The sequence below is a fragment of the Metallosphaera cuprina Ar-4 genome (genome assembly GCF_000204925.1).
GTDB classification, from domain to species: Archaea; Thermoproteota; Thermoprotei_A; order Sulfolobales; family Sulfolobaceae; genus Metallosphaera; species Metallosphaera cuprina.
This window is the reverse complement of the sequence record NC_015435.1, coordinates 196,602-222,091: the sequence shown is the minus strand read 5'-3', so window position 1 is coordinate 222,091 and position 25,490 is coordinate 196,602. Positions and strand designations below refer to the sequence as shown.

Sequence of the window (25,490 nt, the reverse complement as noted above, 5' to 3'; positions counted from 1 at the left end):
AATTGGAATTTATCTCTTGCTTAAGTTATAAATATCCATGGTTATACATAGTCCTCTTTGTTATCGAGCTTCATTCTCAGGTTTTTTATGATTAAACTCTCCAAATCTTGAGAAATTGGAACAGAAAATGAGATAAGCGTGGTTCTTCCCCTCATTCCTCTCCCGCTTTGTTGAGTTTCAAGTATACCCATTAGCTTCATCCTCTTTACGTATTCGTAAACTTGAGTGTGTCTTCTCGGTTCCTCTCCTAGTTCTTGGCAAAGGTCTCTATACTCTTTTTCAAGTCTTCCTATCTGGATGGAGCTGGTCTTCAATCTGTTATAAAGGTTTATCAGAGCTTTGAGAATTAGTAGAGGATGTAGTTCTAGGTAAGATATCTCCTCTAGGATCTCTCCTGCCTCAGCGTTTATCCTAGAATTCGCCTCTTTTGCGTAATCCATGAGAACCACTGGAGAATTCTTAATCTCAGCTATCTTCCCTGCCATCTCTAAGACTTCGATGGCCAACCTAGCGTTACCGCTACCACCTTTATCATGACCGTATACGTTAGAGATGTAGTCTACAGTCTCCTCAGGAACAACGTTGGGCTGAAAAGCTTCACTCACCCTGTCCGTTAATATGTCCTTCAACTCTCTAACCTTATAAGGTTCAAACTTCACTATATTTCGCATCATATGATCTTTTATACTCCTATCTAAAGTGGAAACGTTCTGTTCGTCTCTCATTATAAAAATATAACTCATGTGCCTAGTAGTTGAGGAAAGCTCATCATATAACCTCACTAGAAAATAGATATCTTCATGAGGGGACGTGTTTATTAGATAATCAAACTCGTCTAACGTAAGGATTACATGTATGTTTCTCTTCGCAAGATAATCGTGTATGATCCTAAAAGACTCTTGTGCTGAAAGACCTCTAACTGGTATAGGTAATTTAAGATTTGATGCGAGCTCCATGGTCAGCAAATACAATGTTCTTTGCCTGTGACAATTTATGTGAATGTATTCGATTTTTGTTCCCCTTTCTTTAAGCTTGCTTTTGAATAGGTTGCCAAAGGTCTTCGTGGTTACGGTCTTACCTGTTCCTGTAGGTCCTGATACAACAACTCTAATGGACGTGGAACTTGGATCGTTAGTTAGTTCCCTGAAGATAACTGTAAGCTCCTTTATCTTTTCCTCTCTATGCGGAAGCCTGCTCGGTATATGCTCGGGTGTCAACACCTCTTGTCTCTTAAATATGGTACTACCTGATAAGCTACTCTCTATGATGTCTTCAAGCTTTGTCGTAACTTTCACCTTATCCTTAAATTTGCGGTTATACTTAATATTTTAACTGAGAGACCTAACCGAAACTTTTTCTTGCCCAGGTTTAAGAAGAGATAAAGCTGTAATATCTCCTAGAATATTTATTGTGAGCTTTATATGAAAGTTCTTAGAATCTATTTTCAATTTTTTACTAAATAATCCACCTATTGCTATCTCTATAGTCCTGCAATCAAGATTGCCTGATCTTTTTATGCACTCTACATAGAGGTTACCTTCCTTGTTCTCTAGTATCTTAACGGAGGCCTTCATAATCTCCTTATATTCCGATTTAGTTACTGCATCTACAGGAAAAACCTTTCTTACGCACGCTGGAGGGGCCGAGATCACAGCTCCGTAGCATAAGAGACTAGGCAAGTTAGAGCGAACCAGTAAAACGTTCTTAATAGGCTCTTCTATAAGGACATCAGGATCGCAAGGGATGAGCCTGTTTAACAGATCTAATCTACATTTGCTCCCCTTATTAGGTGCAGTAGTGGCTATGAGTGCGATACGCTTTCTGGTTTCAGAACCTATTACCCTCCCATTAGGGTCTCCAAATCTGTCAGTCCGATCTCCAGAATCCCCTTGGCCTATCATCGTGTATCTTCCCTAGAAAACGTTATTTAATATAATGTTACTTTTAAAGTTTAAAATTAATTCTCTTGTGAAGCCAGGTCCTATTTTTTAGGAGTTAATACATTAAATTTAGGGAACTATGGGATTTTAAAGGATATTCATGATAATGAGTTTAGATGTGTAATCTTGATTAACGTTAGGTATAGAGCTCTCAAGAGACTAATGAGAACGAGAAAAAAAAAGGTAGAGGTACTAGACGATATTCTTTCAATAGACTTGGGTCTCGAAGAGGTGAGGCTAACTAAAGGAAATCAACAGGAGCTACCTATTTGGCTCATTGATATCCTCGAGTCGGAAGGTTATGTTACCCAAAGTACGGTTTCTAGGGAGGAGATCAGTAAATATCTATATCAAGAGAAGCAAAACCTTACCGTGCCCGCGTCTCTTGTTCAAATTCCCTGGGACTTTTACAACAGGACTAGAAACACGTTGGTTAAGCTTTCCTCTAGTATTGATCCTAGGGATATAGAAAACGTTAAAAGAATTTCGTATATGGTAAACGAAATAACGAGAATAAGATTGAGAAAGATAGTACAGCTAGCCAGCTTAAACATATCAGACCAAAACCTTATTAATAGAATGACACCAGAAGAAAATTTGGTATTTCAAGACTTGAGAAGATCTCTTTCTATCTTGACTGGTGAAAACGATGGAAACTCAACAAATTGACTATGGACAGCGATTCGAAGAGTTCCTTAGAGAGGCTAAGGATAAAGACGGCAGTTTAAAATATATTAAGCAGGTAAACGAGATAATAGCCTTCAGAAAGAGAAGCTTAGTAGTAGATTTCAGTGATTTATACCAGCATGATGAAAAGTTAGCTTCTGAGATAATAAACTCTCCTCTTGAAATAATCCCAATATTAGAAGACAGGATACTTAAACTAGTTGAGGAGCAGGACGGTGAGTTCACAAAAGAGATAAAGAAAGTTCACCTCCGTCTAAATAATGTTCCTAGACTCATAGAGCTCAGAAAAATAAGGAGCTCAGAAATTAATAAGGTGGTAGTTGTAGAGGGAATTCTTACAAAACAAACTCCGCTAAAGGAAAGGGCATACAGGATAGTTCTTAAACACGTTAGCCCAGAATGCAATGAAGAGTTCAGATGGCCTGAGAACGAGGAAATGGACGAGACCATAAAGATGCCTTCTATATGCCCTGTATGTGGAAAACCGGGCCAGTTCGACATAATCCCTCAGAAAGCTGAGCTCGTTGATTGGCAGAGGGTTATAATACAGGAGAGACCAGAAGAGGTGCCGGCGGGTCAAATTCCACGTCAACTAGAGGCGGTGTTCGAAGACGATCTAGTCGACTCAGCCAGACCTGGGGATAGAGTTAGATTTACAGGGATACTGATGATAAAGCAAGACTCCCTTCTTAGGAGAGGAAGTAGATCTATATTTGACATTTATCTCAAGGTGTTAAACGTAGAGATCTCTCAAAAGGTTCTTGATGAGGTTGAGATTACTGAAGAGGATAAAAAGAGGATCTTGGAGATAGCTAAGAATCCATGGATTAGAGAGGCAATAATTTCGTCTATTGCCCCCTCGATCTACGATCATTGGGAGATCAAAGAGGCGATCTCTCTAGCCCTCTTCGGAGGGGTTCAAAGAACGATGGAAGACGGAACCAGGACTAGGGGAGACATACACGTTCTAATAGTAGGAGATCCTGGTACTGCTAAGTCACAGATCCTGCAGTTCGCAGCAAGGGTATCACCTAGATCCGTTTACACTACAGGGAAGGGAGCCACAGCTGCAGGCCTTACTGCGGCGGTGGTGAGAGAGAAAAACACCGGAGATTACTATCTTGAAGCTGGGGCTCTAGTTTTAGCCGACGGTGGAGTTGCAGTCATTGATGAGATTGACAAAATGAGGGATGAGGATAGAGTTGCAATACATGAGGCCATGGAACAGCAGACAGTTTCTATAGCTAAAGCTGGCATTTTGGCAAAGCTTAATGCGAGAGCTACTATTATAGCTGCGGGCAATCCAAAGTTTGGAAGATATATTCAAGAGAGGGCTGTAGCTGAAAACATCGACCTGCCTCCAACTATACTGTCTAGGTTCGATTTGATTTTCATCCTTATAGATAAACCCGGTATAGAGGATCAAAATCTAGCAGGTCACATATTGGACATGCATAGCGGCAAACAGGCTAGAAATTTTATAACTGTTGATGATATGAAAAAATACATAGCTTACGCAAGGAAGTTTATCAACCCTAGACTGAACGACGAAGCTAAACAGCTACTGGCAGATTTTTACGTGGAGATGAGGAGGAAAAGTAGCGAAAACCCTAGCACTCCCATATTAATAACTCCTAGACAGTTGGAAGCTTTAATCAGGATAACTGAGGCTTACGCCAGGATGGCGCTCCGTGAAGAGGCGACTAGGGAAGATGCGGAGAGAGCGATTAACATCATGAGAATATTCCTTGAGAAAGTGGGAATAGATGTGGAATCGGGTACCTTAGATATTGATACTATTATGACCGGGAAGCCTAAAAGTGCTAGAGAGAAGATGGTGAAAATAATTGAGATCATAGATCAACTTTCTTCAGATAGAGGCTGTGGTAAGCTAAAAGATATAATTAAGGAGTCGGAGAGAGAGGGAATAGAAAAATCTAGTGCGGAAAAGATCGTCTTGGATATGAAAAGAAGCGGATTGATTTATGAGGTTTCTCCGGAGTGCTTTAAGAAAGTATCCTAATTAGGAAGCTTACTATATATTGCTCGATTTTTATATAAGTTCATTTATTTGTTATATTAAAGGAAGAAAACTTGATACTTCTACATCATTACATTAGGGTCTAGAGAATCTCTATCCAGATCTTTTTTGCATCTCTAAAGGCGTCCAGAGCACCCACGAGGGAACGGACTTTATCAGGTCGTAAGCTTCTTCCCAGCCCGATAGATTTATCTCCTTTGCAACCCCTTCGAGGGTTAATAAAGTTCTTGCATATTTATTTAAAACTGTAATTACATTCTCATCTATTACAATCTCCTTACCAGAGGAGAGCTTAACCTTTAATGGCTCCATAATAAACTCACATACGATTTTACTTAAAATAACTTTCCATTCCTTAAGCTGCATTAAGGATCAGATGTTATGAATCACGTTATTTATACCAGAGACGCCGTAGAGTTCCCAAACGAGGATAGATAGTATTAGCACTGCAAATATTATAACGAAAGAGCCCATTTCTACCTGCTTCCTTTCCAAGAGGTATATTCCCGAGAGAAGCATTCCTACTAAAATTATACCTAGAACTAAGTAGCCGCCGTTTGAGGGTCCTCCCTGTGAGTAAGTTATAGGTGAGATGTAATATGGAATTGCCAAAACTCCTGCTATACCTACTATTAATATTACTAACAAAACTATAGTTACGTATGTCTCAAGGATCTGCGACAGTGTCCTTTGCGGATTTACCATATTTACATTACCACGGAACGCTTTTTATTCTTAATCGAAATGCTGCCCTATTTGTCAGAACGTGAGCTACTATAGCAACAGCTATAACAAAAAGAAACTGGGTTAAACTTATAGAGAGACCAGATACAACTCCTAAAGCTGTGGAACCTAAGACGAAATCTATTTGATCTAAAAGAGGCGCTCTACCCCCACGAGGAATGTTAAGTCTTCTCTTTATGAACGCACCTACCATGTCCCCTAACATGGCACCGAGGGATTCCATGAAAGATACAACTATCCATTTGTATCCAAGAAAGAACGAAATTGCTACTCCAACTGTCGTACCATAGGTCAAAGATATGAGCAGCCCTTCGAACGTCTTACCATCGCCTAAGACTCTCCTTCCATCAACGAAGATTTTCCCCAAATCGATTGGTCGCCCATTTTTTACCAAAGGACCTGACCCGTTAGCAATGAAAGCCGGTAGGTAGTATAAGAGGCCCAAAAGGAGATAAGTCAGTAACATCCCTTCACCTCATAAGTTAAAATTTTAAATTCGCATTTTTTCCCATTTCCTATGATATATTTTCCTGTTGTTCTAAAAATTTCATCGGAGTAGTATCTCATAACAGCGTGCCCACTTACCTTGTTGTTTGTAGACATCTCCCAGGTAAGCAGAACCTTACTTCTAGACAATTTCAGCATGTTCAAAGTCATGAGCAGCTGCCTATATTTACGCTCTAATTTAAAAAATCTGTTTATTGAGTCAACAATGATTAAGTTAGACGAATTCTCAATTGCTTCAATAACAGCGTTGAATAGCTGAAAAGTGTTAGCAACGTCGACAAATGACGAGCTGTACTTGCCTCTCACCCTACTCTTATATCCCTCTCCGGTTGTCGATATGAACACACCGTCTGACATTTCTTTCAAAACTTGTAGGGCTATAGCGGTCTTCCCAGTAGCATAGCTTCCAAAGATCGAAATCAGATCGCCTTTTTCAAATAAGAAATCACTTAATGACGAATATTTATATCCCACTAAATGATGATTTATCATGTGAGAAATAAAAAGGTTCTCCTTAGGATCAGCGATCCTAAACTTTACGCAGAACTCTACACACGTCTCAAAAGATTAGGTGTTCAGATTTCTGACACCTCAGATTCTTTGACGATCTCAGACCCCGAATATGAAAAGTTGAATATATCTAGTGACAGAGATGTCTCAAAGATATTGGCGTCAATTTATTTAAAATGGTTGGGTAAGGAGGCCTTTGATGAGCTGTTAATTGGTGTAGACACCAATCAGGGCAGGCTTGCTGTAGCTGCATTAGCTGATGGACAACTTGTTGAAACCCGGGAAACTGATATAGAAAAGGCACATGAACTATTGGAGTCGATAATTAGTACTTATCCTCATAGAAGGATTTATATTGGAATTGGGATTGGAAATCAAGAAGGGAAGAAAGTATATAACTATTTAAAGAGGTTCTTCCCTTACGCTAAAGGAGTTGATGAAAACAGGACTAACTCCAAGAGCCCATACATCTCAATAAAGGATAAAGATATGAGGGCAGCATACGCGATAGCTTTAAGGTCAACATTATGAAAGTGGAACCTGGTAGATACGTTGTTCTAAGAGGACCGTGCAACCTTAATGTAACCCAAGGAGAAGCCCAAATCTTAGGTATAGCTAAGAAAACTTATGTTATCGCTTCAGAAACAACCTTTTCCATTTTTAGCGCGCGAGGAGCTGAGATAGAGAGCGATTGTTCTTATGTAACTAACTTACCTGCCTTAGGATGGGAGAACATAGGTGAGATTGTTGCAATGACAGGAGGGAGAGTGATTGTAATTGGAGCCCAAGATTCTGGGAAAAGCTATCTCTCTAAATTAATTTATAACATGACAGATAATTTCCTTTACGTAGACCTAGACGTAGGTCAATCTTCACTGTTTCTGCCCTCCTTCGTTTCATCCATAAGAGGAAAAGAGTTGTTTTTTGAAAACCCGCTAATGTTTACTAGATTGGAATTTTTCGGAGACATTACGCCATCACGTGATCCTAAGAGGCATATCATCCTGGCAACTAAATTGACGGAAAGCGAGAAAAACGTCGTAATAGATACGGATGGCTGGATAAACAATTATGGATTAGTACATAAGAGGAGGTTGATTGAGTATTTAGACCCGGATTATATCATAGTCTTCAATAGGAATAACAAATTAATTCCGAGAGAATATATAGATAGGGTAATTTATCTCTCATCCCCTTCAGTAAATCAAAAAAAGAAATCAGATAGACATATTATAAGACGAAACCTTTATTTACGATATTTTAAAGAAGCAAAGGTAAGAGAAGCACCTACTTTTGGTGAAAGGGTAAAGGGAATTAGATCCCTGTGCTTAAACTTCGACTCATTAGAAGGGCTAATTTTGGGCCTAATTAAGGAAAACAGAGTCGTTGGGGCAGGCCTTCTCCATCTGGCTGAAAGCTTGGAAATATTAACTCCAGTAAACGAATTTGATGATTTTTATCTAGGACTGATATCTCTAGATAGAGAGTGGAGAGAAAGGAGAATCCTTTAGTATTTATTTGTCTCCGAACTAGGTATGGTGCATAGAGTCCATACCCAGTTCTTGAGCCTTATAACCCTTGTCCTCTATAAGTTAAATTGGAGAAATCATCAAGTTTCTCAGGAACGTTGATTCGTACATCCTAAGTTCCGCGTTCCGCTAGGACGTTCAATTGTCCTTGTTCCCTTAGGTCTTAACGTCGTACTCCCATATAGAGTAGACTTTGATCTACATTAAAACTTTTAATATTTATAAATAAAATTAATCAATATTTAAACCTTTCTCCATTAAAACTGAAGTTAACGGCACTTCTTAGTTTTAACGTCTCTTAGAGCTTTTAACTGCACTAACTAAAGATTAAACATAACATGAAATTAATTGTCATTGAGGGTATAGATGGATCAGGAAAATCCACCTTAGCCAGAAATATGTTTTCAACACTATCGAAAGGACATAAGGTAACTCTCACTCAGGAGCCTTTTACCGATGATATAAAACAGCTACTAGAGAAATATAAATGGAACGATCAAGTTCTACTCGCTCTCCTTTTCTCTGCCGACAGGCAAATTCACGTTAGGTGGATGGAAGCACAAGATACTGAAATAATAATATGCGACAGGTACTACTTTTCTACCCTAGCATATCAGGGAGTTAGCGTCGACTGGAATTGGCTAGAAACGTTAAGCTCTATCTTTCCGAAGCCAGACCTAACAATATTACTTGATATCCCGGCTTACATTGCCCTTGAAAGATTAAAGAAAAAGAAGGAGTCGCTTGACTTCAAAGAGAAGAGGGAGTCGCTAGAAAAGGTGAGACAAAATTACCTTGCTTTAGCCTCGAAGTACAACTTCAAAGTACTTGACGCCAGTCTCCCGGAGGAGAAGCTACAATCTATTTCTCTTCAATATGTTTATGATCTGTTATCCTCTTCAACCTCTCGAGCGAGTCTAAGTACCTTATGATTTGGACCAAAACCTCAGAGTTCATTGGATCACTCCTCAGTTTTTCAATGACGTTATTGAGAGAGTCCACCAAAACTTGCTCAGTGTACTCTAACATTATCTCTCTTCTTAATTTCCTCTCCTCTTGGTCATCTTTAGCTATAATAACCTTACCGTGTATAGGACATACTATTTCTCCAGATCTCAATTTGTACAAAGGACTACTGCATTCTGGACAGGACTCACTAAGCATTGTGGCGCCTTGTCTTAGTAGCTCAGCCGCTTTCTTTACGCTCTTCTCTGAAGACATTAATGTCAGCATAAACCTAAATTTGGTAGCATAAAAAGTATAATGGGTGAAAATGTTGGCAACCCTTTATGATAACGAAGCCAAGATAAAACAAGCTATAGTCCTTCTTCAGAAGGTAGTTAACGATACAAGCGTTCCTAGGAACATAAGGAGGGCGGCGAGTGATGCAATTAGAAATCTCCAAGACCCCTCATTGAGCCCTGCAGTTAGAGCTGCTAACGCTACTGCTATCCTTGATGAGATAAGTCAGGATCCCAATATGCCCTCTCAGACCAGAATATCAATCTGGAACGTTGTCTCAATTCTTGAAACGATAAGAGACTAGTTTTTTATAAGGAAGTTCTATAACTTCTGATATATGCGGGGGTGCCCGAGCTAGGCCAAAGGGGGTAGGCTTAGGCCCTACTGGAGTAGTCCTGCGCGGGTTCAAATCCCGCCCCCCGCAGACTTAACCTCCTCTGGCTCCTCGTACCATTTTACTTTTTCTCCTACTTTAGCCCTTAATTTCCATCTTAACGATTTAGGACGATCCTCTATTGCTTTCATTATAACGTTTAGGTTATCTAAAATACGTTTTTTATGATCTTCCTTTATATTATTTAAAAATTCTAGCATTCTCTCGTAGTTTATTGTAAATGTCTTATAAAACCCCCAATCATCAGAAAGTAGTTCTGCGATATATTTTGCGTTAAGTTCGTGATCATAATCTCGATCTGAGACCTTAAAGTCATAAAGTAGAGCTGCTATGTCCTTCTTGTCATTTTCTGTTAGATTTATAATCTGCATCTTTGTCAAGAGAAGATCTGATGGAGGGATCGTAGGAAAGTAGGTTTTCAACCTATCCTTGAGATATAGCTTATGGCACATAACAAACTCGTCTAAGAAGACGTCAACGTTAACGTTCAGTTCCACATCATAGAAAAGAAGTCTGTTATATCCATGAAGAGCGTTGAACCGCTTATCTGGCTCCAGTCCCTCCCTTTGTAGAAACTCAGTTATCTGCTTCCTCTGTGATGATAAGCCGAAGTAATCAAAGTCCTTATACGTTCTAGGGAATAACTTTGTGCCCTCTTGGGCTATCGCAGCTATAGCCGCTCCACCTATAAGCCTTATTGTCACGTTCTCCTTCTCGCCTGAGTTAACTATATGAAGTGCTCTCTTCAATAGAACTTCTCTTTCTAAAGGAATGTTATTACACCTGTTATAAGAGGTCTTTTCCAAAGTTTAATATGTTTTAGTAATTCTAGCTCACTTAGTCTCGCTTCGATGAACTCCATTATTTTCAACTTTATGATGGATAAAACGCCGGGAGCGGGATTTGAACCCGCGCGGGGTTTCCCCCAACGGCTGCCCGCCTTTTTAGCAGGCCGCCGCCCTAACCAGGCTAGGCGATCCCGGCATGATATAAAGAAGGGAGCTAATTAAAAAAACTTTCATGAGTGATGCATCGTAGATTTCTCAGACTAAAGACCTTAGAATCTTAAAACATGTATAACGTCATGGCTAGACTAGAGTAGTAAACAACCTAAGCTTGAGTCTCATCCATGCCGTAAGATCCCATTTCCTAGCAAAATTCCCAAGATCAGTCATTTTAAACAAATCAGAGAAAAGTTTAAACTATTTAAACCATGAAACTAAGATGATATAGATGGAGAAACGAATTAAGGTAGTTGTGGCCAAATTAGGATTGGACGGGCATGATAGAGGGGCTAAAGTTGTTGCTAGGGCCTTAAAGGATGCCGGAATGGAAGTCGTATATACTGGACTTAGACAGACTCCGGAGCAAATAGTTAGAACTGCAATCCAAGAGGACGCTGACGTCATTGGGATAAGTATACTGAGCGGTGCACATTTGGAGTTGATACCCAAGATTGTTGAAGCCATGAGAAAAGTTGGATTGAACGATGTGGGTCTAATAGTAGGAGGAGTCATACCTCCAGAGGACATTGACAGGCTTAAATCCATGGGAGTTGACGAGGTCTTCTTACCAGGAACTAGTTTAAAGGAGATTGCCAATAAGGTAACAAATTTAGCTATAGCTAAAAGAGGTATAAGAGTTGAGCGATGATATACTAGACAGAGCTATGGGAGGGGACGAGATAGCGATCTCGAAGGTTCTAACGAACATTGAGTATGACACTAAAAATGGATTGGAATATTTGAGTGTCCTCTCTAAGTTTTCCGGAAAGGCCCACACTATTGGAATAACTGGAATACCTGGCGCAGGCAAAAGTACTCTAATTTCTGCATTAATTGAAAATTACGTAAAGGCCGGCCACAAAGTGGGAGTGATTATGATAGACCCCTCAAGCCCAATCTCCATGGGCTCGTTTATGGGAAACAGGATAAGAATGCAAGAGAAGAGCCTTATGAATAACGTTTTCATAAGGAGCATAGCTTCCAGAGGCCATTTAGGAGGTTTTACCTCAGAGGCTATTATGTTAACCGAGGCTTTAGATGGGCTAGGTTACGATAGGATTATCCTTGAAACTGTGGGGGCAGGCCAAACGGACACCGACGTCATGTCTGCCAGCCACACCTTAGCTGTTCTTGTTATCCCAGGAGCTGGAGATGAGATTCAGGCGTTTAAAGCTGGGATTATGGAAATTGGAGATGTTTATGTTATAAATAAAGCAGATAAACCTGAAGCAGAAGCGGTCTATGATGCTGTAAAGTTTGCAGTTGAAAGTGGAGAGGTCTATTATAGAGACGAGTGGAAACCTAGAATAATTAAGGTAAGTGCACTCAAAAAGACGGGAATTCAAGAGCTCGTCGACATTTTCGAAGAACATGCTGAGTTCCTAAGAACACGGAACTTATTCTATGAGAAAGTTAGAAAGAGAAGAATCAAGATGATCGAGTTACTACTAAGGAAAAGGTTTAACAATATAATATCTAAAGTGGTTGAGAAAAATCAAAACGTTATGGACGAGATGATCTCTAAAGGTAAAACTGATGAGTTAATTGCAAACTTATACGACTTAGTTAAACAACAACTCTAACTACTTGGGCAAGATCCCTTCCCTTTTTAACTCTCTCACAAGAAGATCACCTATCCTGGAGAGACCATAATATTTGTGATGGGTCCTTGTTTCCTTCTTTGGCTTTGATTTCCTGTCTCCAAACTTTATTATCTTAGCGTTTTTCTCTTCAAGCAAGCCCATCCTTTCTAGTTCCTCTAATTTAGCGTTTACTTCCTCTAGTTTCCTTTTAGTCAACTTAGCGTAGGTCAGTGCGTGATCTGCGTTTAACTCATCAGCTAGCCTGATTAAGTTTAATGAGAGATCGTCTTCTTTTAAATACTCTATATAAGCTCGTAAAAGGTCCTCCTGAGTGAGATATCTCAATAAGTGATTACCCAGTCTAGTCAGAGTGTAGTAAGTGTGATGTTTATGTACTTCCGAACTTAACTTAAACTTAGCTTCTGTATTCTTAAGAGTCGCACCTCGAACCCGCTCAATTAGACCTATGGATTCTAATTTATCTAGTATTTCTACAACCTCCTGAATAGGAATCTTGGTATTTAGCATTATGGACTTTCCATAGTCAACATTAGCTTTCCTTAAGTGTTGCAGTATAATGAGATATCTTTTATCCTGAATCAACTCCCTTAAAAACTTACTTAAATCCGATTCCATGTTACATCATTGAAGTAAATGTTTCACGAAACTAGATACTGTTTGATTAAATCTTTCCGGATCGTCTAGATAACAAGCGTGCTGTGAACCTATGATCTCCAACTTGGCCGCTTTTGAGTTATTCAGGATTACTTTAGCGTTTTCTATCGAAGAAACGTTGTCCTTTGCACCCCAAACTAACAGTGTTGGTGTATTGCTAAGCTTTTTAATATCTTTCTCAACTTCTTTAACTCCAACCGCGCCGACTAATACTAACCCTGAGACTCGATCGTACCTTAAAGCATACCTTAGCACTGCGTTACCTCCCATTGAAGGACCTAATAGGACCGGAGTCTCTAACTCACTTTCAGCAATTAAATCCTTTATGAACTCGGCAAGGTCATCCCATCCTGTCTCAGATTTTCCATATCCCGGGAAATCCACAGCTAAAGAAGGTATTCCTTCAGTTTCTAGATACTGTAACGTGCCTGTAGTAAGCCACGTGTTAGCGTTGAATCGAGCACCGTGAAACAGAATGAGCTTCCTGTTCCCTTTTACGTTATTATCAATGTAACGAATCTTCTTTCCTCTGATCTCAAAATAACGCTCGGACATAACGAAATGTAGATTTAAAAAGCTTTAAAGTTTTACAACTTTTTCGCGAAGAATATAATTTTTATTTTATAAAATAGTATATTTTATACGATTTTTTTGAACTAAACTTTTTTATATACCGAGATTAAGTTTTCATTTGACCTAAAATGGTAAAGGTCTTAGTTTTGGGAGGAAGATTTGGTGGATTGACCGCGGCGTATAATGCGAAGAGACTTCTCGGAAGTAAAGCAGAAGTTAAACTAATGAACCAAGACAGGTTTACATATTTTAGACCGGCTCTACCACACGTAGCCATAGGCGTGAGAGACGTCGAGGAGCTGAGAATAGATTTAGCCTCTGCGATGCCAGAAAAGGGGATCTCGTTCTCTCAGGGCAAAGTTGAAAAAATTGACGCAGAGTCCAGGCTAGTTTATTACAAGAAACCGGACGGAACTATGGGAGAAGAAGAGTACGACTACCTCATGGTTGGGATAGGAGCTCATCTAGGCACAGAACTTATTAAGGGATGGGACCAATTCGGATACAGCGTATGTGAGCCAGAATTTGCTGTAAAACTTAGAGATAAGCTAAAGGACTTCAAGGGAGGGCATATAACTATAGGATCCGGTCCTTTCTATCAGGGTAAAAACTTGAACCCCAAGGTACCCAAAAATTTCATTCCACAGGCTGACTCAGCATGCGAGGGACCTGTATTTGAGATGTCACTGATGCTACACGGTTACTTCACAAAGAAGGGCATGTGGGATAAAGTTAAGGTAACGGTCTACTCACCAGGCGAATATTTATCTGATCTATCTCCCGCATCTAGAAAAGCCGTTGCTGAGATATACAAGGGATTGGGCATAGAATTAGTTCACAACTTTAGACTAAAGGAGTTGAGAGAGAAAGAGATAGTAGACGAGAAAGGAAACAAGTTAGAATCAGATCTAAGCATATTGCTTCCCCCATATACTGGGAATCCGGCCTTGAAAGCGTCCACAAAGGACTTAATAGATGATGGGGGGTTCATACCCACCGACCTGAACATGCAATCGATTAAGTACGATAACATCTACGCTGTGGGAGACTCTAACTCCCTCACTGTGCCTAAACTAGGATACCTTGCAGTTCAAACCGGTAGGATAGCCGCACAACACTTAGCTTCCAGGTTAGGAGTAAATACTAAGGTTGAATCGTATTACCCGACTATAGTTTGTGTTGCGGATAACCCCTTAGAAGGTTATGCGGTCTCTGTAAAGGACGACACATGGTACGGAGGTCAAATCTCAATAGCGCAACCTGCGGCGGCAAATCACCTAAAGAAGGAGTTATTCACAAAGTACTTCATGTGGACTAAGGGAGATATGGTACTTGAGAAGTTTCTAGGAAGCTGGTGAGATCTTGGAAAGTTTAGAGATTCAGGCTATAGACAAACTCCTGAGTCCTGATAAGTTAATGACGGTGAACAAGTTCCTTGACTTACTAGGAACTTTAGACAATCTAGGGTTTATAGACCTTGTAAACGGCGCGCTTCAGGACCAAGAACTAATAGGGAAAATAATGGGGAGCATAATAAATGATAACACACTAAGCTGGGTTACACAACTTAATAATGTAACGCCTCTGATTCAAATCCTCCTAGAGAAGGAAACGACTGAGAGTTTAAATTATGCGTTAAACTTCCTCTCAGCGTTGAAAAACTCTGGAATTCTTGAGCCAATCATAGGAATGCTTAACGATCCAGACGCCTTGGGAAAAGTAATGGGAGCCCTGATCAATGATAAAACGTTACAGATAATTGCTAACTGGGGTCCTACTCTCGATCTAGTTAACGCTATAGGAAACGCTTTAACCCAAGAAAACAAACCGGTAAAATCGCTTTTCGACATGTACAAGATGCTGAAAGATCCAGAGATCCAGAAAGGAATGGGAGTCCTGTTCGGAATAATCAAAGAACTAGGTAAAATTTCGAAATAGGCTAGCTTTTCCTTATGAGATAATTAACTAGTTCATTATTTTTTGACGTGATTGGTTCTAACGCAAAATGTACAGATCGAATGTATCTTAAGGCCAACTCTGCCTTGATTAACCAAGGAGCTTTGGACATGAATCTGATAAACCTCATGTAGTCCACTCCATCAAAGACGTAAGCAAGTGAAGGGAAAACAGTTATCACGAAATCTAAGTCTTCTATAAATGTGGGGAAAGCGGCGTTATTGTAAGACTCTACAATCACGTTAGAGTTACTTTCCAAAAACCTCTTTACATGCTCCTTTACGAGGTAACCAGAATTCGCTATAATTTCATTGATTGATTCGATACTATTGATCTTTGGCTTAAACCTCTCTTTCATAGCGTTTAGAGCGGGCTTCAAAGATTCAGGTACTAACTGATGCTCCTCTATAATGTATTCGCTACAATTATCTTTCCTTATCCTTAATATAATTGGATAGCCTTTCTCCATCAAATAATTATACAATGAAGTGTTTTTGCCTATAGCCTCTAAATTCACAGGGGAGAGAAGGACCGCAAAAGGGTTCACTTTTTCGGGATCCATACCGGTAAGCTCGTGGTAAGCTAAAGCGTCATTTCCCAATAGCACACCTTTTTCTAAGCTTTTCTGAACAGTAGAGAAGCTATACCATATGTTGTGTCCCGCAACTGGCTTCAAAGGTAACAGATCTATGCCTACAGATCTAAGCTCAGATATAAGAGTTAATCCGAGTCTAGTCTTACCTGAGTCATAAGCCAATCCCCCGTTGATGAGGATCTTCAATTAAATCCCCTCGAGCGCAAGAGAGAGTGATATTTATTTTTCGAGTTAAGAGTTTAAAAACCGTCGAATACATTACAGATGCAGTGAAAACTAAGGCTTTTCCTAATCGTAGACGTTTACTCTTTTCCTCAAACTATTTTGAAATGGTGAACATTTGCAGTAGCTACCTGATGGTGGAAATCTAAATGTACGGACGGAGCGATGTCACCATTATTATAAACTAAAATCATATAGATTTTAAATAGGCCACTATAAATATAAATGATAGAATTTTAATTTATAATGATTTCGTTTATTAGTGTCTTTTATCATTCGGATTAAATATATAACCCGTGAGCCTTTGTTAAACATTGTGAGATCAGGACTTCTCATTATAGCAGGAATTGCTGCTGCGATCACTTTGGCCTACATATCAGTTATCATAGCCAGCATGCCAATATATCCTTTTCATCAAAGGTATTTAAGAGATGACATAGAGACTGGGATATATTTCGACGAAAAGGGGATCTCACCTGTATTTCTCCCTCAAACGGCTAACGGAATTAACACAAGTTATCAAACAGCCGGTTCTAATGTAAGCGGAAACAATTCTGTTAACTTCCCAGCCTATACAGTTATAAATTATAGTATATCTATCAATAATTCCTCTAATCCTCCAATATTTATTGTTTATGCACCTGTTCACGAGTGCGTAAATGTGAACAACATCTCGGTCTATCCAGTTAAGATTTACTCTACTTCCAACGGAATTGTAAAATTCACAATACTCCCAGACAATAATGGTCTCGTTCACATGACGGGAGATAACAGATTTTATAGAGTGATCGAATTTGAGGAGGTATTACTACCAAATAATTCCTCCATAGTAGTTACGTTAAAGCTAAACGACTTGCCACCTGGAGAGCTTTGGATACCTATCTGGAATCACTGTGAAATAGAATATATAGAGGTCGTAATTCAAGGTTAGCGTTTAAATGTTGAGTTTTTGTGGAAAACTTAACGCTTTCTGCTCTGTGCATATCAACTTAAAATATCTTAAGGAGAAAGGGATTATCATGAAGCATATCGTTGTGGCTAACGTTACGCCATTTAATGAAAGGGGAGAACTAGATCTAGAAGGTTTGAGATCACTCTATTCTTTTGACTTAGAAAGAGGTGCAACTCATTTTTGGGTAATGGGAACCACAGGTGAATGTAAGATTCTCAATACGGAAGAAAAAATTCGTATAGCTAGAACTTCCATTGAAGCTTTAGGTAATAAGGCAATTATAGGTGTTAACGAAGATGCCACTGAAAACGCAGTCAGATTAGCTAAGGAATACGTAGACATGGGGGCCTCCTCAATATTCTCCTTACCTCCCGTTTACCACAAACCATCTGAACTGGGCCTTCTGAAGTATTATGAATCGCTATCTAAGTTTGGAATACCTGTTTTTGTATATAATATTCCAGATATGGTTGGATATTCAATATCTTCAGCACTAACATTGAAGATGGCTGAAGAGGGAATAATCCAAGGGATGAAATATACTACAAGGGATCTAATATCTTTTCTAGAATATGTCAATATAAAACAGAATGTGAATAATTTCAAGATTTATATGGGTACTGAACAGCTGATATTGCCCTCTTTAATGTACGGTGGAGACGGAGTTGTAACCGCTGTAGCCAACTTCGCTCCCGAACTAGTTACAAGGATATTTGAGAATTTCGATAAAGGCAACTTGCAACAGGCCATGAACGAACAGGTAAAGGTTAATAAATTAGCGTCAGCGATTTCCAATAAAGATTATCCCTCAGGTGTTAAGATAGCCCTCAGATATAGAGGAATTTATGTCGGGAAAGTGAGGGAGCCTCTCCAGGAAGATATAAATCAGGAGGGAATAATATATGCCGTACTAAAGGAATTAGGTTTGTAGATGATGAAATCGATGTAGGTAGAACGGTGAGAGGATTATTCCCGGCTGAATTACATCATAACGAATTCAAGACTCTAAGAAGTTCCCTTTCGTAGATGGTTTGAACTAGCTTTCCATTCTTATCAACAACTGCTATAACCGCAGTTTCAGTTGCCCTAAATTTCCTCAATGCGTCTATCACTCTCCTGTTCTCCTCCATAATAACTAGATCCTTTAGCTCTAGATCCCTAGCCTTGTAAACAGAATAATATGACGGGTCTATCTCTAAGAGCTGTTGTACAGTTATTAGCCCAATCGGATGGAGACATTCATCTACTACCACAATTGCTCTCGCACCTCTTTCAGTTATCATATTAATTATTTCCCTTAAGGAGGAATCCATGGTTGCGTATAACGGAGTTATCGTAGACAACGAGCCAAGTTTTTCATAAAATTTAGGCTTCTTCTTTTCCTCAACTCCAATTCCTCTCACCTTTAATTTAAAGATCAGAGGTATAGTTAGAGACATTAGCGTGATACTTAATGCCGAGTAAGAGTATTCTGTTTGACTAAGTTCACCCAATACGAACGCTGATATGAGTAATGAGGCATCTACACCTCCTTTTGAAGAGACTCCTAACCCGTTTACTATCCCATCCATTTTCACGATAAAGCCTGTCAGATAACCGGACAAGAATTTGGTGGAAAGTATTAGAACGAACAGTAGTAACCCAATCGTTGTAATGTATAGATTTAACGGGGCGAAGTACAGGCCTATACTAACGAAAAATAAGGGTTCAAAGAATCCGTAAGTTAAACCGTGCATCTTTTCCTTAAGGTCTGGTCTATCTCCTAAGTAATCCCTAAGGAGGAAGCCTAAAAATAAAGCCGCTATAGCCGAATTGAAACCGAATATCTCCGAAACGTAGCCGGTAACCATTATAACTGTAAGAAGGAAAGCCAATTCAACTTCCCTGACCTTTATAAAACTTTCAATTTCTTCTAACAATCTAGATAATTTAGGACCTACAAAGAGGATTATTGAAAATAGCACAACAATCTCGAGAGCCTCTCTGATGAGAGAATATAGAGAAGCCGGTTTGGATACAATAGCAAATACGATTACTGAAATTATTTCTACTAAAGTACCTTGATAAAACAGCTTTCTGCCCGTGTCACTTCTAACTAGTCCTGTATCCATCAATAACCTCGTCATAGGCCCTACGCTAGTCATTATCAATGGAAAGGTTACTGTTAATGGGTTGGAAACCCCGATCAGTGTAAGAAATAAAAATACAACTATAAAGGGGACTATGGTGAGTATTAAGGAGGATACTAAAATCCTAGGTGTTAGCTCCATCGAGTCGCCGAACTCTTCAGCTCCAGCCAGGAATAGAAGAAATATAATCCCCAAGGAAGTAACGAAACTTATAACGTCATTGAGAGATATAACGTTCAGGACACCTCTCCCAAGAATCAGACCTATCAATATAGCACCTACAAAGGGAGTTAATCCGAGTCTAGAGAAACCCTCTTCCATGAGTTTAGCTGAGACTAGCATGATACCGATATAGAGGAGTGATGAGGTCACTACGTTCATAGTATAAAGACTTTTTACCTAACACATACGATATAAGGTTAATGGACGTTAGTGAAAGAGAACTAGAATACCTTATAGCAATAAAGAAGATTAACGATTCGGGAAAGCCAGGAAAGCTAACTCAAATAGCGAGAGAGATAGAAGTGTCCCCAGCTAGCGCTTTTGAGGAACTCAAGCATTTAGAAAGCAAAGGATTGATTTCCAAATCTGATAACAACATATACATAACTAATGAGGGTCGTAGGAGTCTTGATAAAGCTATAAGAGCTCATAGAATCTTAGAACTCCTCTTGGTGAAGGTGGGTATAGACCCTAAAACAGCATGCGATTACTCTAAAGAGTTCGAGCTTAAAGTGCCGGATGAAATAATCGAGAAGTTATATGAATATCTGGGAAAACCTAATAAATGTCCTCACGGGAACGGAATTCCATGATAAACGTTCCTCCGTCATATAGTATAGTTTTCGTGCTCATGATCCTTGAGGGAATGTCACTTCCGATTCCTAGCGAAATAGTGATGCCGTTAGTAGGTTACTATTCAACAAAAGGGTTTTTGGATCCTTATGCAGGAATAGCAGTAGGTACTCTTGGTAGTCTTGTAGGGTCGCTTATAGATTATTACATAGCGTTAAAATTAGGTCTTCCTTTCCTAGAGAGATATGGTAAAATATTCAAGCTAACTCATGATAAGTTAGAATCGTTGTCTAGATGGTTTGAGAGATATGGAATTCAATCTGTATTCCTTTTCAGGTTCGTTCCAGCCTTTAGAGCTCTCATCTCCTTCCCTGCGGGGCTAAGTAAGATGAGGCTACCACTTTTCATTTTAGCTACCTTTTTTGGGCATTTGATTTGGGACTCAGTACTTGTTTATATAGGAATTTATTTTTCTTCAACGTGGGAAAGTATTATAAATATTTTAGATCACTACCTTTACATTATCTCTGCTATCGTTGCAATAGGAATTGTTCTCTATATTTTGATCAAAGGAAACTTTTTAAAGTTTTAACTAGATTAAAGATTATGATTGAAATACTACTTTCACCACTAGAGTACATACTTGCGATTGTGGCCGGGATAATTGTAGGATTTAGTTTAGGATTAATAGGAGGAGGAGGTTCTATACTAGCCGTTCCGTTATTGCTTTATTTCGTTGGTCTTGCGAGCGTTCCACCACAATACTCATCTACGCCAGCATTGGCCAGTCAATATATCGACGTGGTGGATCATATGGCTTTAGGTACAACAGCCTTAGCTGTAGGGCTTAACGCCTATATAAATAGCTACATCCATTTTAGAAGAGGAAATGTAAAGATATTGGAAGGTGTTATTTTTACTATACCAGGCGTAGTTGGTGCATCTTTAGGCAGTTATGTAAGCCACATTACTCCAGGTAAATCACTTCTCTTCTTTTTTGGCATACTCATGATAGGAGTGGCTTTCTTAATGCTAAGACAGAAATCTGCAGACAAATTAAAACAGGATCAAAACGGTGGAGGACTAGCTAGACTTTCACTAGCTAAAGTGATTCCAACTGGACTTGTTGTAGGATTTGCTTCTGGCTTTTTCGGAATAGGCGGAGGTTTCCTTATAGTACCAGGTTTGTTATTTAGCACAGGAATTTGCATGATAAAGGCGGTAGGAACGTCTCTCATTGCAGTGGGAACGTTTGGTATAACGTCAGCGGCAGTTTATTCAATCTATGGATACGTTTTGCCAATCATAAGCGTGTTGTATCTTGTAGGTGGGATAGCTGGAGGATATGCAGGGGCATCAATAGCCACTAAATTACCTAGGGGTACATTAAGAAAAATATTCGCATTTATAATTATTATTGTTGCTTTATATATAATAGCCTTGAATTATAGAGGTCTACTACTCATTATACATTAGTTCCCACATCTGCCATTTCTCTATAAATTTTTTCAATTTCTTGGTCTAAGATCTTCAAGCATTGCTCAACGTTAGTCCTTATTGCAACCCAGTTTTCACTCGCGATTCCTCTTCCTATTTCCTCACCCTGTTCTTTACATCCTACTTTTTCATACTTTCTAAGGAACTCGGTTAGCTCACTATTTATCCATTTGTATACAGATTTTTCTTTTCTTTCGTCTAGATGTAACTTAACTTTCTTTAGAGAAGTTCTCAATAATATTAGATCCTGCAGCTGATAAAATCTTTTTGGAATTGACATTAAAACACGATATGGATAGAGGATAAATAACTCCTCTTCTATTGTGAAAGGTGAATGAGGGGATAACATGTCATCTGAACCCAGTAACAAGGTATATTTTCTATACACTCTCAGTGGGGCCATAATACTGCTCTTGATAACTCTTCCGCTTGGTGGAGTTGCACCTTTGGACGAACCTAAAGTTTATGCCTATGATGGGGCTTATTACAACCTAGGAATACCAGTAGGTCTCTCTTTCGTAGCGTTTGTGAATCTTCTTATCTTTGTCGTTTCTGCGATTCTGTTTTGGGGATCTAAAGGGTTATTTAAGAACATTATTATAGATTCCTCTGCGCTTTCGTTCGTTTTCTTGAACTATATTAACTATTTTATAATTTGGTTAGTTTGGCATCCTCAAATCACTATATTACCCCTAATCTTTATAATAAAATATAATGGTGCCTCAGCTATTCAACCAGACCTGGGTCAAGTAGTGTTAATAATTTATATATATAGGATGTTCAAAAGATCTAGGAGACCCCGTCCTTTATCAGGGCTCGAATTGGATAAACCTGTAGATGAGAGTCCGCAGCCGGGCGGGGTACAATGATGATGCCGACATAATCAGATCAGTGATGTTAGGGTCGATATTCTGACAATTCGTTACAAAGTTTTAAAAATAGTTAAAGTTATATCTGCACCTCATGGAAGTCCCTAAAGATCGCGGTAATCAAGATTATGACCTAAAATATGCATACAAAGCCCTGATGGTGTTAGCTCCTTTAGCGATCGTAGTGATGTATACCGAAGGTATGCTTATACCATCTCTTGTAAAGATAGAAGATGATTTTGGAGTAAACGCGGCTCAGGTCAGCTGGGTACTTACAGTGTATCTCCTAACTGGATCCGTCATGAACCCAATTGCTGGGAAGCTGGGTGACATATTCGGGAAAAAAGGGTCCTCACTATAGTCATCTGGATATACAGTATAGGGGTAACTTTAACAGGGTTCGCCCCGACCTTTGGATTCCTCATATTCGCTAGGGCTGTACAGGGATTAGGTTTGGCCATGTTCCCGTTGGCCTTCAGCTTGATAAGAGAGGAATTTCCTCAGAAACTGGTCCCAACTGCTCAAGGGATCGTAAGCGCCATGTTTGGTGCTGGCTCAGCCATAGCTCTCCCCATTGGTGCATACATTTCTCAAAACTTCGGTTGGCAATACACATATCACTCTGTAATTCCTTTCGTAGTTCTCATGGCTATATTAACATCGACGCAGATAAAGGAGTCTAGATTCAGGAATCCTAATACTAAAATCGACTTTATAGGAGCTAGTGTACTGTCAATTTCGCTAGCGACAATGATCCTAGGATTCAGTGAGGCTCCTACATGGGGATGGACCTCTATGCTTACTTTAGGGACGTTGCTCATTTCTGTCATATCGTTTGGCTTATTTATTTACGTAGAGAGTATCAGACCTTTTCCATTAATATCAATAAAACTATTGAAAAAGAGAAATGTATTAGTAGCAAATATGGCTGCAATAATAGCAGGATTCGCCATATTCATGGGGTCTCAAACTTTAACCTACCTCTTTGAGGAGCCAAACCCCATAGGATTTGACCTTGATATCCAATCTACCGGTTTAGCTCTACTTCCAACGGCCTTGATCCAGTTATTGGCTGGACCGGCCGCTGGGAAATTGATAAGTTCGAAGGGACCTAAACTCGTAATGATCGCCGGATCAGCAATTCTGATACCTGTTTACCTTTTGCTTTCTTTCCTAGTTAGCGGAGGTGGGTCACAGTTGATAGATTCTATAATCTTTTTCGCAACTTTAGCTATGCTAGGTGCTACACTGCTCAACGTTAGCCTAGTTAACATGTTAACGTTTTCCGTTGAGAGGCAAGTTATGGGGACTGCCACCTCAATAAACACAGTTTTTAGGCTTATCGGTGGAACTATCGGTCCGTCAATAGCCGGAGCAATAATGGGAACATACGAGAGTAGCATAATAAGTATGATCCCAGTTGGGGGTACCACTATTTTCTATCCTGTAGTTCTCCCCTCAGATGAGGCTTTTAGTCTAATCTACCTGTTAGCGACTTTCCTCGCCGTAACTATGACTTTCATAGCCTTTATGGCTAAGGATATAAAGATTGGGGTTGAAATTAGAAGAGAGAATGAGCTCGTTGCAGGACATTAGAAATCAAGTAATAAACTGTAAAAAATGCCATCTTCACAAGACTAGGACATATGCCGTACCTGGAGAAGGTAATACAAATAGCGAAATAGTCCTTGTTGGTGAAGCGCCGGGTGCAAAGGAAGACAGAACTGGGAGGCCATTCGTCGGAGCTGCAGGTCAACTCCTCGATGAGTTAATACAGAGGTACTTACGAATTGAGAGAGATTCAGTTTTTATAACTAACCTGGTTAAATGTAGACCTCCCAACAATAGAGATCCCTCTGAAGATGAGATAGTTACGTGCTCTCCCTATCTATTAGCTCAGATAAATTTAATAAAACCTAAAATAATTGTAACTTTGGGAAGACATTCCACAAGGTTCTTTCAGAATTTAGCTAAAGTGGAAGAAGAGTCGATATCAAAATGTCACGGTAAACCTTTCTACATAAATCTTTCCTTCGGGACAGTTAGAGTCTTCCCCAGTTATCACCCTGCAGCAGCCCTTTACAATAGATCCCTTAAATCTGAATTGGAAAAAGATTTCCAGTTGTTATCAAGGTTAATATCAACAAGTTCAAAATCCACAACTCTGGATTACTTCCTAGATCAACATGGACCTGGGAATTAAAGGTAAAAGAGTCCTTGTGACCGCATCAAGTAAGGGGATAGGTTTCGCCACAGCTAGGAGATTTCTAGAAGAAGGCGCAATAGTAACAATATCATCTCACAACGCCGAATCTCTTAATGCGGCTTATGAAAAACTCAAAGATATAGGCCAGGTGTATAAAATAATTGCAGACTTAAATGAACCGACCGAAGTTTCAGAACTAGTTAAAGGCTCTTATGAAAAGATGGGTGGACTTGACGTTACGGTTTACGTAACCGGTAGCCCAAAGCCAGGAAACGTCTTAGAACTATCGGACGCGGATTGGAGAGCAGGTTTTAACCTTCTTCTTCTTAGTGCCGTAATTGTTGTAAGAGAATCAGCTAAACTCATGAAATCTGGAGGGAGAATAATACTATCAACCTCCATGACGTTAAAACAACCTATTGATAACCTTGACTTATCTAATGTGATAAGGCTATCTTTAGCGGGATTAATAAAGTCTGCATCAAGGGAACTAGGAAGCAGAGGAATCTTAATAAATGGGGTAATGCCAGGATGGACTCTCACGGAAAGAGTTAATCAATTGGCAAAGGATAGAGCTAAACGGGAGGGTAAAACTGAGGAGCAAGTCATTTCTGAGATCGTAAGGGAGGTCCCACTTAGAAGGATAGGACTACCCGAAGAAGTGGCTAACGTAATACTATTCCTTAGCTCATCTTTGTCGACCTATGTTACCGGCGCCCTGATTCCCGTAGATGGTGGAATTATAAGAGGAACCCTTTAAAGACATTTGGCTGATAATACTGACGTTTTTCTATTTATCGAGAAACAACGTGACTAATGAGCCTAATGGTTATATCAGCT

At 39.5% G+C, this 25,490-nt stretch carries 31 protein-coding genes, 2 tRNA genes and 1 pseudogene; 20 read left to right on the top strand and 14 right to left on the bottom strand.

Annotation, left to right across the window (positions count from 1 at the left end; all coding sequences use genetic code 11):
- Positions 1-41: 41 nt before the first annotated feature.
- Together MCUP_RS01270 and MCUP_RS01265 are read right to left on the bottom strand one after the other, a co-directional pair.
- Positions 42-1,295: an ORC1-type DNA replication protein gene (locus MCUP_RS01270; protein ID WP_013736855.1), complete on the bottom strand. Its 1,254-nt coding sequence runs from the start codon at positions 1,293-1,295 to the stop codon at positions 42-44.
- A gap of 33 nt (positions 1,296-1,328) precedes the next feature.
- Positions 1,329-1,901, bottom strand: a complete 573-nt coding sequence (locus tag MCUP_RS01265) for a THUMP domain-containing protein (protein ID WP_013736854.1) — start codon at positions 1,899-1,901, stop codon at positions 1,329-1,331.
- Positions 1,902-2,066: 165 nt separating this feature from the next.
- On the opposite strand from MCUP_RS01265, the gene gins23 reads away from it, so the two are divergent.
- On the top strand, positions 2,067-2,609 hold the full coding sequence (gene gins23 / locus MCUP_RS01260) for a DNA replication protein Gins23 (RefSeq protein ID WP_013736853.1): 543 nt from the start codon (positions 2,067-2,069) through the stop codon (positions 2,607-2,609).
- Positions 2,590-4,650, top strand: coding sequence for a minichromosome maintenance protein MCM (mcm, locus tag MCUP_RS01255; RefSeq protein WP_013736852.1), 2,061 nt, complete (start codon positions 2,590-2,592; stop codon positions 4,648-4,650). The genes gins23 and mcm overlap by 20 nt, the downstream gene beginning before the upstream one ends.
- Positions 4,651-4,761: 111 nt before the next feature.
- Here mcm and MCUP_RS01250 read toward each other — a convergent pair whose 3' ends face one another.
- Genes MCUP_RS01250 through MCUP_RS01235 form a run of 4 tightly spaced genes read right to left on the bottom strand, consistent with a single transcriptional unit; the run spans position 4,762 to position 6,393 of the window.
- Positions 4,762-4,980, bottom strand: coding sequence for a hypothetical protein (locus MCUP_RS01250; protein ID WP_013736851.1), 219 nt, complete (start codon positions 4,978-4,980; stop codon positions 4,762-4,764).
- A 60-nt stretch (positions 4,981-5,040) separates the two neighbouring features.
- Entirely contained in the window at positions 5,041-5,373 is a 333-nt protein-coding gene (locus tag MCUP_RS01245) for a hypothetical protein (protein ID WP_013736850.1), read from the bottom strand.
- 7 nt (positions 5,374-5,380) lie between these two features.
- Positions 5,381-5,878, bottom strand: a complete 498-nt coding sequence (locus MCUP_RS01240) for a CDP-2,3-bis-(O-geranylgeranyl)-sn-glycerol synthase (protein WP_013736849.1) — start codon at positions 5,876-5,878, stop codon at positions 5,381-5,383.
- On the bottom strand, positions 5,869-6,393 hold the full coding sequence (locus MCUP_RS01235) for an ATP-binding protein (RefSeq protein WP_148230886.1): 525 nt from the start codon (positions 6,391-6,393) through the stop codon (positions 5,869-5,871). The genes MCUP_RS01240 and MCUP_RS01235 overlap by 10 nt, the downstream gene beginning before the upstream one ends.
- 18 nt (positions 6,394-6,411) lie before the next feature.
- On the opposite strand from MCUP_RS01235, the gene MCUP_RS01230 reads away from it, so the two are divergent.
- The 3 genes from MCUP_RS01230 (at position 6,412) to tmk (ending at position 8,890) form a co-directional block, all read left to right on the top strand.
- Entirely contained in the window at positions 6,412-6,960 is a 549-nt protein-coding gene (locus tag MCUP_RS01230; protein ID WP_013736847.1) for a hypothetical protein, read from the top strand.
- Positions 6,957-7,940, top strand: coding sequence for a Clp1/GlmU family protein (locus MCUP_RS01225; protein WP_013736846.1), 984 nt, complete (start codon positions 6,957-6,959; stop codon positions 7,938-7,940). The genes MCUP_RS01230 and MCUP_RS01225 overlap by 4 nt, the downstream gene beginning before the upstream one ends.
- 356 nt (positions 7,941-8,296) lie before the next feature.
- Entirely contained in the window at positions 8,297-8,890 is a 594-nt protein-coding gene (gene tmk / locus MCUP_RS01220; protein WP_048057368.1) for a dTMP kinase, read from the top strand.
- Here the strand turns inward: tmk and MCUP_RS01215 are convergent.
- Positions 8,820-9,179 carry an Sjogren's syndrome/scleroderma autoantigen 1 family protein gene (locus MCUP_RS01215; protein WP_013736845.1) on the bottom strand — a complete coding sequence of 120 codons (360 nt, stop codon included), beginning with the start codon at positions 9,177-9,179 and terminating at the stop codon, positions 8,820-8,822. The genes tmk and MCUP_RS01215 overlap by 71 nt on opposite strands.
- Positions 9,180-9,234: 55 nt before the next feature.
- On the opposite strand from MCUP_RS01215, the gene MCUP_RS01210 reads away from it, so the two are divergent.
- On the top strand, positions 9,235-9,504 hold the full coding sequence (locus tag MCUP_RS01210) for a stationary phase-response protein (RefSeq protein WP_012021961.1): 270 nt from the start codon (positions 9,235-9,237) through the stop codon (positions 9,502-9,504).
- A gap of 35 nt (positions 9,505-9,539) precedes the next feature.
- A tRNA-Leu gene (locus MCUP_RS01205) sits at positions 9,540-9,624 on the top strand.
- Here MCUP_RS01205 and MCUP_RS01200 read toward each other — a convergent pair.
- Both MCUP_RS01200 and MCUP_RS01195 read right to left on the bottom strand, forming a co-directional pair.
- Positions 9,606-10,367: a hypothetical protein gene (locus MCUP_RS01200; RefSeq protein ID WP_048057684.1), complete on the bottom strand. Its 762-nt coding sequence runs from the start codon at positions 10,365-10,367 to the stop codon at positions 9,606-9,608. The genes MCUP_RS01205 and MCUP_RS01200 overlap by 19 nt on opposite strands.
- A 115-nt stretch (positions 10,368-10,482) precedes the next feature.
- A tRNA-Ser gene (locus MCUP_RS01195) sits at positions 10,483-10,578 on the bottom strand.
- 249 nt (positions 10,579-10,827) lie between these two features.
- Here MCUP_RS01195 and MCUP_RS01190 point away from each other — a divergent pair.
- Positions 10,828-11,247 carry a cobalamin B12-binding domain-containing protein gene (locus MCUP_RS01190; RefSeq protein WP_013736844.1) on the top strand — a complete coding sequence of 140 codons (420 nt, stop codon included), beginning with the start codon at positions 10,828-10,830 and terminating at the stop codon, positions 11,245-11,247.
- Positions 11,248-11,263: 16 nt separating this feature from the next.
- Positions 11,264-12,181 carry a methylmalonyl Co-A mutase-associated GTPase MeaB gene (meaB, locus tag MCUP_RS01185; RefSeq protein WP_048057683.1) on the top strand — a complete coding sequence of 306 codons (918 nt, stop codon included), beginning with the start codon at positions 11,264-11,266 and terminating at the stop codon, positions 12,179-12,181.
- Here the strand turns inward: meaB and MCUP_RS01180 are convergent, their stop codons facing one another.
- Both MCUP_RS01180 and MCUP_RS01175 read right to left on the bottom strand, forming a co-directional pair.
- Positions 12,182-12,817 (bottom strand): DUF2250 domain-containing protein, encoded by a 636-nt coding sequence (locus MCUP_RS01180; RefSeq protein WP_013736842.1) that lies wholly within the window; start codon positions 12,815-12,817, stop codon positions 12,182-12,184.
- A gap of 6 nt (positions 12,818-12,823) precedes the next feature.
- A complete protein-coding gene (locus MCUP_RS01175; protein WP_013736841.1) occupies positions 12,824-13,411 on the bottom strand; it encodes an alpha/beta fold hydrolase in 588 nt (195 codons plus the stop codon).
- A 146-nt stretch (positions 13,412-13,557) separates the two neighbouring features.
- On the opposite strand from MCUP_RS01175, the gene MCUP_RS01170 reads away from it, so the two are divergent.
- Complete coding sequence (locus tag MCUP_RS01170; protein WP_013736840.1) at positions 13,558-14,787, top strand: NAD(P)/FAD-dependent oxidoreductase; 1,230 nt, start codon at positions 13,558-13,560, stop codon at positions 14,785-14,787.
- A gap of 4 nt (positions 14,788-14,791) precedes the next feature.
- A complete protein-coding gene (locus MCUP_RS01165; RefSeq protein WP_013736839.1) occupies positions 14,792-15,367 on the top strand; it encodes a helical membrane plugin domain-containing protein in 576 nt (191 codons plus the stop codon).
- 1 nt (position 15,368) lies between these two features.
- Here the strand turns inward: MCUP_RS01165 and MCUP_RS01160 are convergent, their stop codons facing one another.
- A complete protein-coding gene (locus MCUP_RS01160) occupies positions 15,369-16,166 on the bottom strand; it encodes an ATPase (protein ID WP_013736838.1) in 798 nt (265 codons plus the stop codon).
- Between the two features lie 352 nt (positions 16,167-16,518).
- Here MCUP_RS01160 and MCUP_RS01155 point away from each other — a divergent pair, with 352 nt between their 5' ends.
- Together MCUP_RS01155 and MCUP_RS01150 are read left to right on the top strand one after the other, a co-directional pair.
- Complete coding sequence (locus MCUP_RS01155) at positions 16,519-17,133, top strand: hypothetical protein (protein ID WP_237698007.1); 615 nt, start codon at positions 16,519-16,521, stop codon at positions 17,131-17,133.
- 88 nt (positions 17,134-17,221) lie between these two features.
- Entirely contained in the window at positions 17,222-18,085 is an 864-nt protein-coding gene (locus MCUP_RS01150; RefSeq protein WP_013736836.1) for a dihydrodipicolinate synthase family protein, read from the top strand.
- Positions 18,086-18,140: 55 nt separating this feature from the next.
- On the opposite strand, the gene MCUP_RS01145 is transcribed toward MCUP_RS01150, so the two are convergent.
- Positions 18,141-19,664, bottom strand: coding sequence for a cation:proton antiporter domain-containing protein (locus MCUP_RS01145; protein ID WP_013736835.1), 1,524 nt, complete (start codon positions 19,662-19,664; stop codon positions 18,141-18,143).
- Positions 19,665-19,705: 41 nt separating this feature from the next.
- On the opposite strand from MCUP_RS01145, the gene MCUP_RS01140 reads away from it, so the two are divergent.
- The 3 genes from MCUP_RS01140 to MCUP_RS01130 are packed head-to-tail and all read left to right on the top strand — an operon-like array spanning position 19,706 to position 21,554.
- A complete protein-coding gene (locus MCUP_RS01140; RefSeq protein WP_013736834.1) occupies positions 19,706-20,098 on the top strand; it encodes a metal-dependent transcriptional regulator in 393 nt (130 codons plus the stop codon).
- The gene (locus MCUP_RS01135; RefSeq protein ID WP_013736833.1) at positions 20,095-20,670 is read left to right on the top strand and encodes a DedA family protein; all 576 of its coding nucleotides are present in this window, start codon (positions 20,095-20,097) and stop codon (positions 20,668-20,670) included. The genes MCUP_RS01140 and MCUP_RS01135 overlap by 4 nt, the downstream gene beginning before the upstream one ends.
- Before the next feature lie 14 nt (positions 20,671-20,684).
- The gene (locus MCUP_RS01130; RefSeq protein ID WP_013736832.1) at positions 20,685-21,554 is read left to right on the top strand and encodes a sulfite exporter TauE/SafE family protein; all 870 of its coding nucleotides are present in this window, start codon (positions 20,685-20,687) and stop codon (positions 21,552-21,554) included.
- Here MCUP_RS01130 and MCUP_RS01125 read toward each other — a convergent pair.
- Positions 21,544-21,855 (bottom strand): hypothetical protein, encoded by a 312-nt coding sequence (locus tag MCUP_RS01125; RefSeq protein ID WP_013736831.1) that lies wholly within the window; start codon positions 21,853-21,855, stop codon positions 21,544-21,546. The two genes, MCUP_RS01130 and MCUP_RS01125, sit on opposite strands and share 11 nt — an antisense overlap.
- 67 nt (positions 21,856-21,922) lie before the next feature.
- On the opposite strand from MCUP_RS01125, the gene MCUP_RS01120 reads away from it, so the two are divergent.
- From MCUP_RS01120 to MCUP_RS01105, 4 genes and pseudogenes are all read left to right on the top strand, one after another.
- Positions 21,923-22,444, top strand: a complete 522-nt coding sequence (locus MCUP_RS01120; RefSeq protein WP_013736830.1) for a hypothetical protein — start codon at positions 21,923-21,925, stop codon at positions 22,442-22,444.
- A 94-nt stretch (positions 22,445-22,538) separates the two neighbouring features.
- A pseudogene (locus MCUP_RS01115) lies at positions 22,539-24,040 on the top strand (MFS transporter).
- On the top strand, positions 24,018-24,647 hold the full coding sequence (gene udg / locus MCUP_RS01110; RefSeq protein WP_048057367.1) for a type-4 uracil-DNA glycosylase: 630 nt from the start codon (positions 24,018-24,020) through the stop codon (positions 24,645-24,647). Before MCUP_RS01115 ends, udg begins: the two are co-directional and overlap by 23 nt.
- Complete coding sequence (locus tag MCUP_RS01105) at positions 24,631-25,410, top strand: SDR family oxidoreductase (protein ID WP_013736826.1); 780 nt, start codon at positions 24,631-24,633, stop codon at positions 25,408-25,410. Before udg ends, MCUP_RS01105 begins: the two co-directional genes overlap by 17 nt.
- Positions 25,411-25,490 lie beyond the last annotated feature (80 nt).

Bases quoted from the DNA above. Each gene is read 5' to 3' on its own strand.
- MCUP_RS01265 (WP_013736854.1), bottom strand. From the start codon at position 1,901: ATGATAGGCCAAGGGGATTCTGGAGATCGGACTGACAGATTTGGAGAC.
- MCUP_RS01105 (WP_013736826.1), top strand. From the start codon at position 24,631: ATGGACCTGGGAATTAAAGGTAAAAGAGTCCTTGTGACCGCATCAAGT.
- MCUP_RS01245 (WP_013736850.1), bottom strand. From the start codon at position 5,373: ATGGTAAATCCGCAAAGGACACTGTCGCAGATCCTTGAGACATACGTA.
- MCUP_RS01215 (WP_013736845.1), bottom strand. From the start codon at position 9,179: ATGTCTTCAGAGAAGAGCGTAAAGAAAGCGGCTGAGCTACTAAGACAA.
- MCUP_RS01180 (WP_013736842.1), bottom strand. From the start codon at position 12,817: ATGGAATCGGATTTAAGTAAGTTTTTAAGGGAGTTGATTCAGGATAAA.
- MCUP_RS01175 (WP_013736841.1), bottom strand. From the start codon at position 13,411: ATGTCCGAGCGTTATTTTGAGATCAGAGGAAAGAAGATTCGTTACATT.
- MCUP_RS01190 (WP_013736844.1), top strand. From the start codon at position 10,828: ATGGAGAAACGAATTAAGGTAGTTGTGGCCAAATTAGGATTGGACGGG.
- MCUP_RS01240 (WP_013736849.1), bottom strand. From the start codon at position 5,878: ATGTTACTGACTTATCTCCTTTTGGGCCTCTTATACTACCTACCGGCT.
- udg (WP_048057367.1), top strand. From the start codon at position 24,018: ATGAGCTCGTTGCAGGACATTAGAAATCAAGTAATAAACTGTAAAAAA.
- MCUP_RS01150 (WP_013736836.1), top strand. From the start codon at position 17,222: ATGAAGCATATCGTTGTGGCTAACGTTACGCCATTTAATGAAAGGGGA.
- MCUP_RS01130 (WP_013736832.1), top strand. From the start codon at position 20,685: ATGATTGAAATACTACTTTCACCACTAGAGTACATACTTGCGATTGTG.
- MCUP_RS01140 (WP_013736834.1), top strand. From the start codon at position 19,706: ATGGACGTTAGTGAAAGAGAACTAGAATACCTTATAGCAATAAAGAAG.
- meaB (WP_048057683.1), top strand. From the start codon at position 11,264: ATGGGAGGGGACGAGATAGCGATCTCGAAGGTTCTAACGAACATTGAG.
- MCUP_RS01250 (WP_013736851.1), bottom strand. From the start codon at position 4,980: ATGGAGCCATTAAAGGTTAAGCTCTCCTCTGGTAAGGAGATTGTAATA.
- MCUP_RS01120 (WP_013736830.1), top strand. From the start codon at position 21,923: ATGTCATCTGAACCCAGTAACAAGGTATATTTTCTATACACTCTCAGT.
- MCUP_RS01125 (WP_013736831.1), bottom strand. From the start codon at position 21,855: ATGTCAATTCCAAAAAGATTTTATCAGCTGCAGGATCTAATATTATTG.
- mcm (WP_013736852.1), top strand. From the start codon at position 2,590: ATGGAAACTCAACAAATTGACTATGGACAGCGATTCGAAGAGTTCCTT.
- MCUP_RS01145 (WP_013736835.1), bottom strand. From the start codon at position 19,664: ATGAACGTAGTGACCTCATCACTCCTCTATATCGGTATCATGCTAGTC.
- MCUP_RS01225 (WP_013736846.1), top strand. From the start codon at position 6,957: ATGAAAGTGGAACCTGGTAGATACGTTGTTCTAAGAGGACCGTGCAAC.
- MCUP_RS01170 (WP_013736840.1), top strand. From the start codon at position 13,558: ATGGTAAAGGTCTTAGTTTTGGGAGGAAGATTTGGTGGATTGACCGCG.
- tmk (WP_048057368.1), top strand. From the start codon at position 8,297: ATGAAATTAATTGTCATTGAGGGTATAGATGGATCAGGAAAATCCACC.
- MCUP_RS01135 (WP_013736833.1), top strand. From the start codon at position 20,095: ATGATAAACGTTCCTCCGTCATATAGTATAGTTTTCGTGCTCATGATC.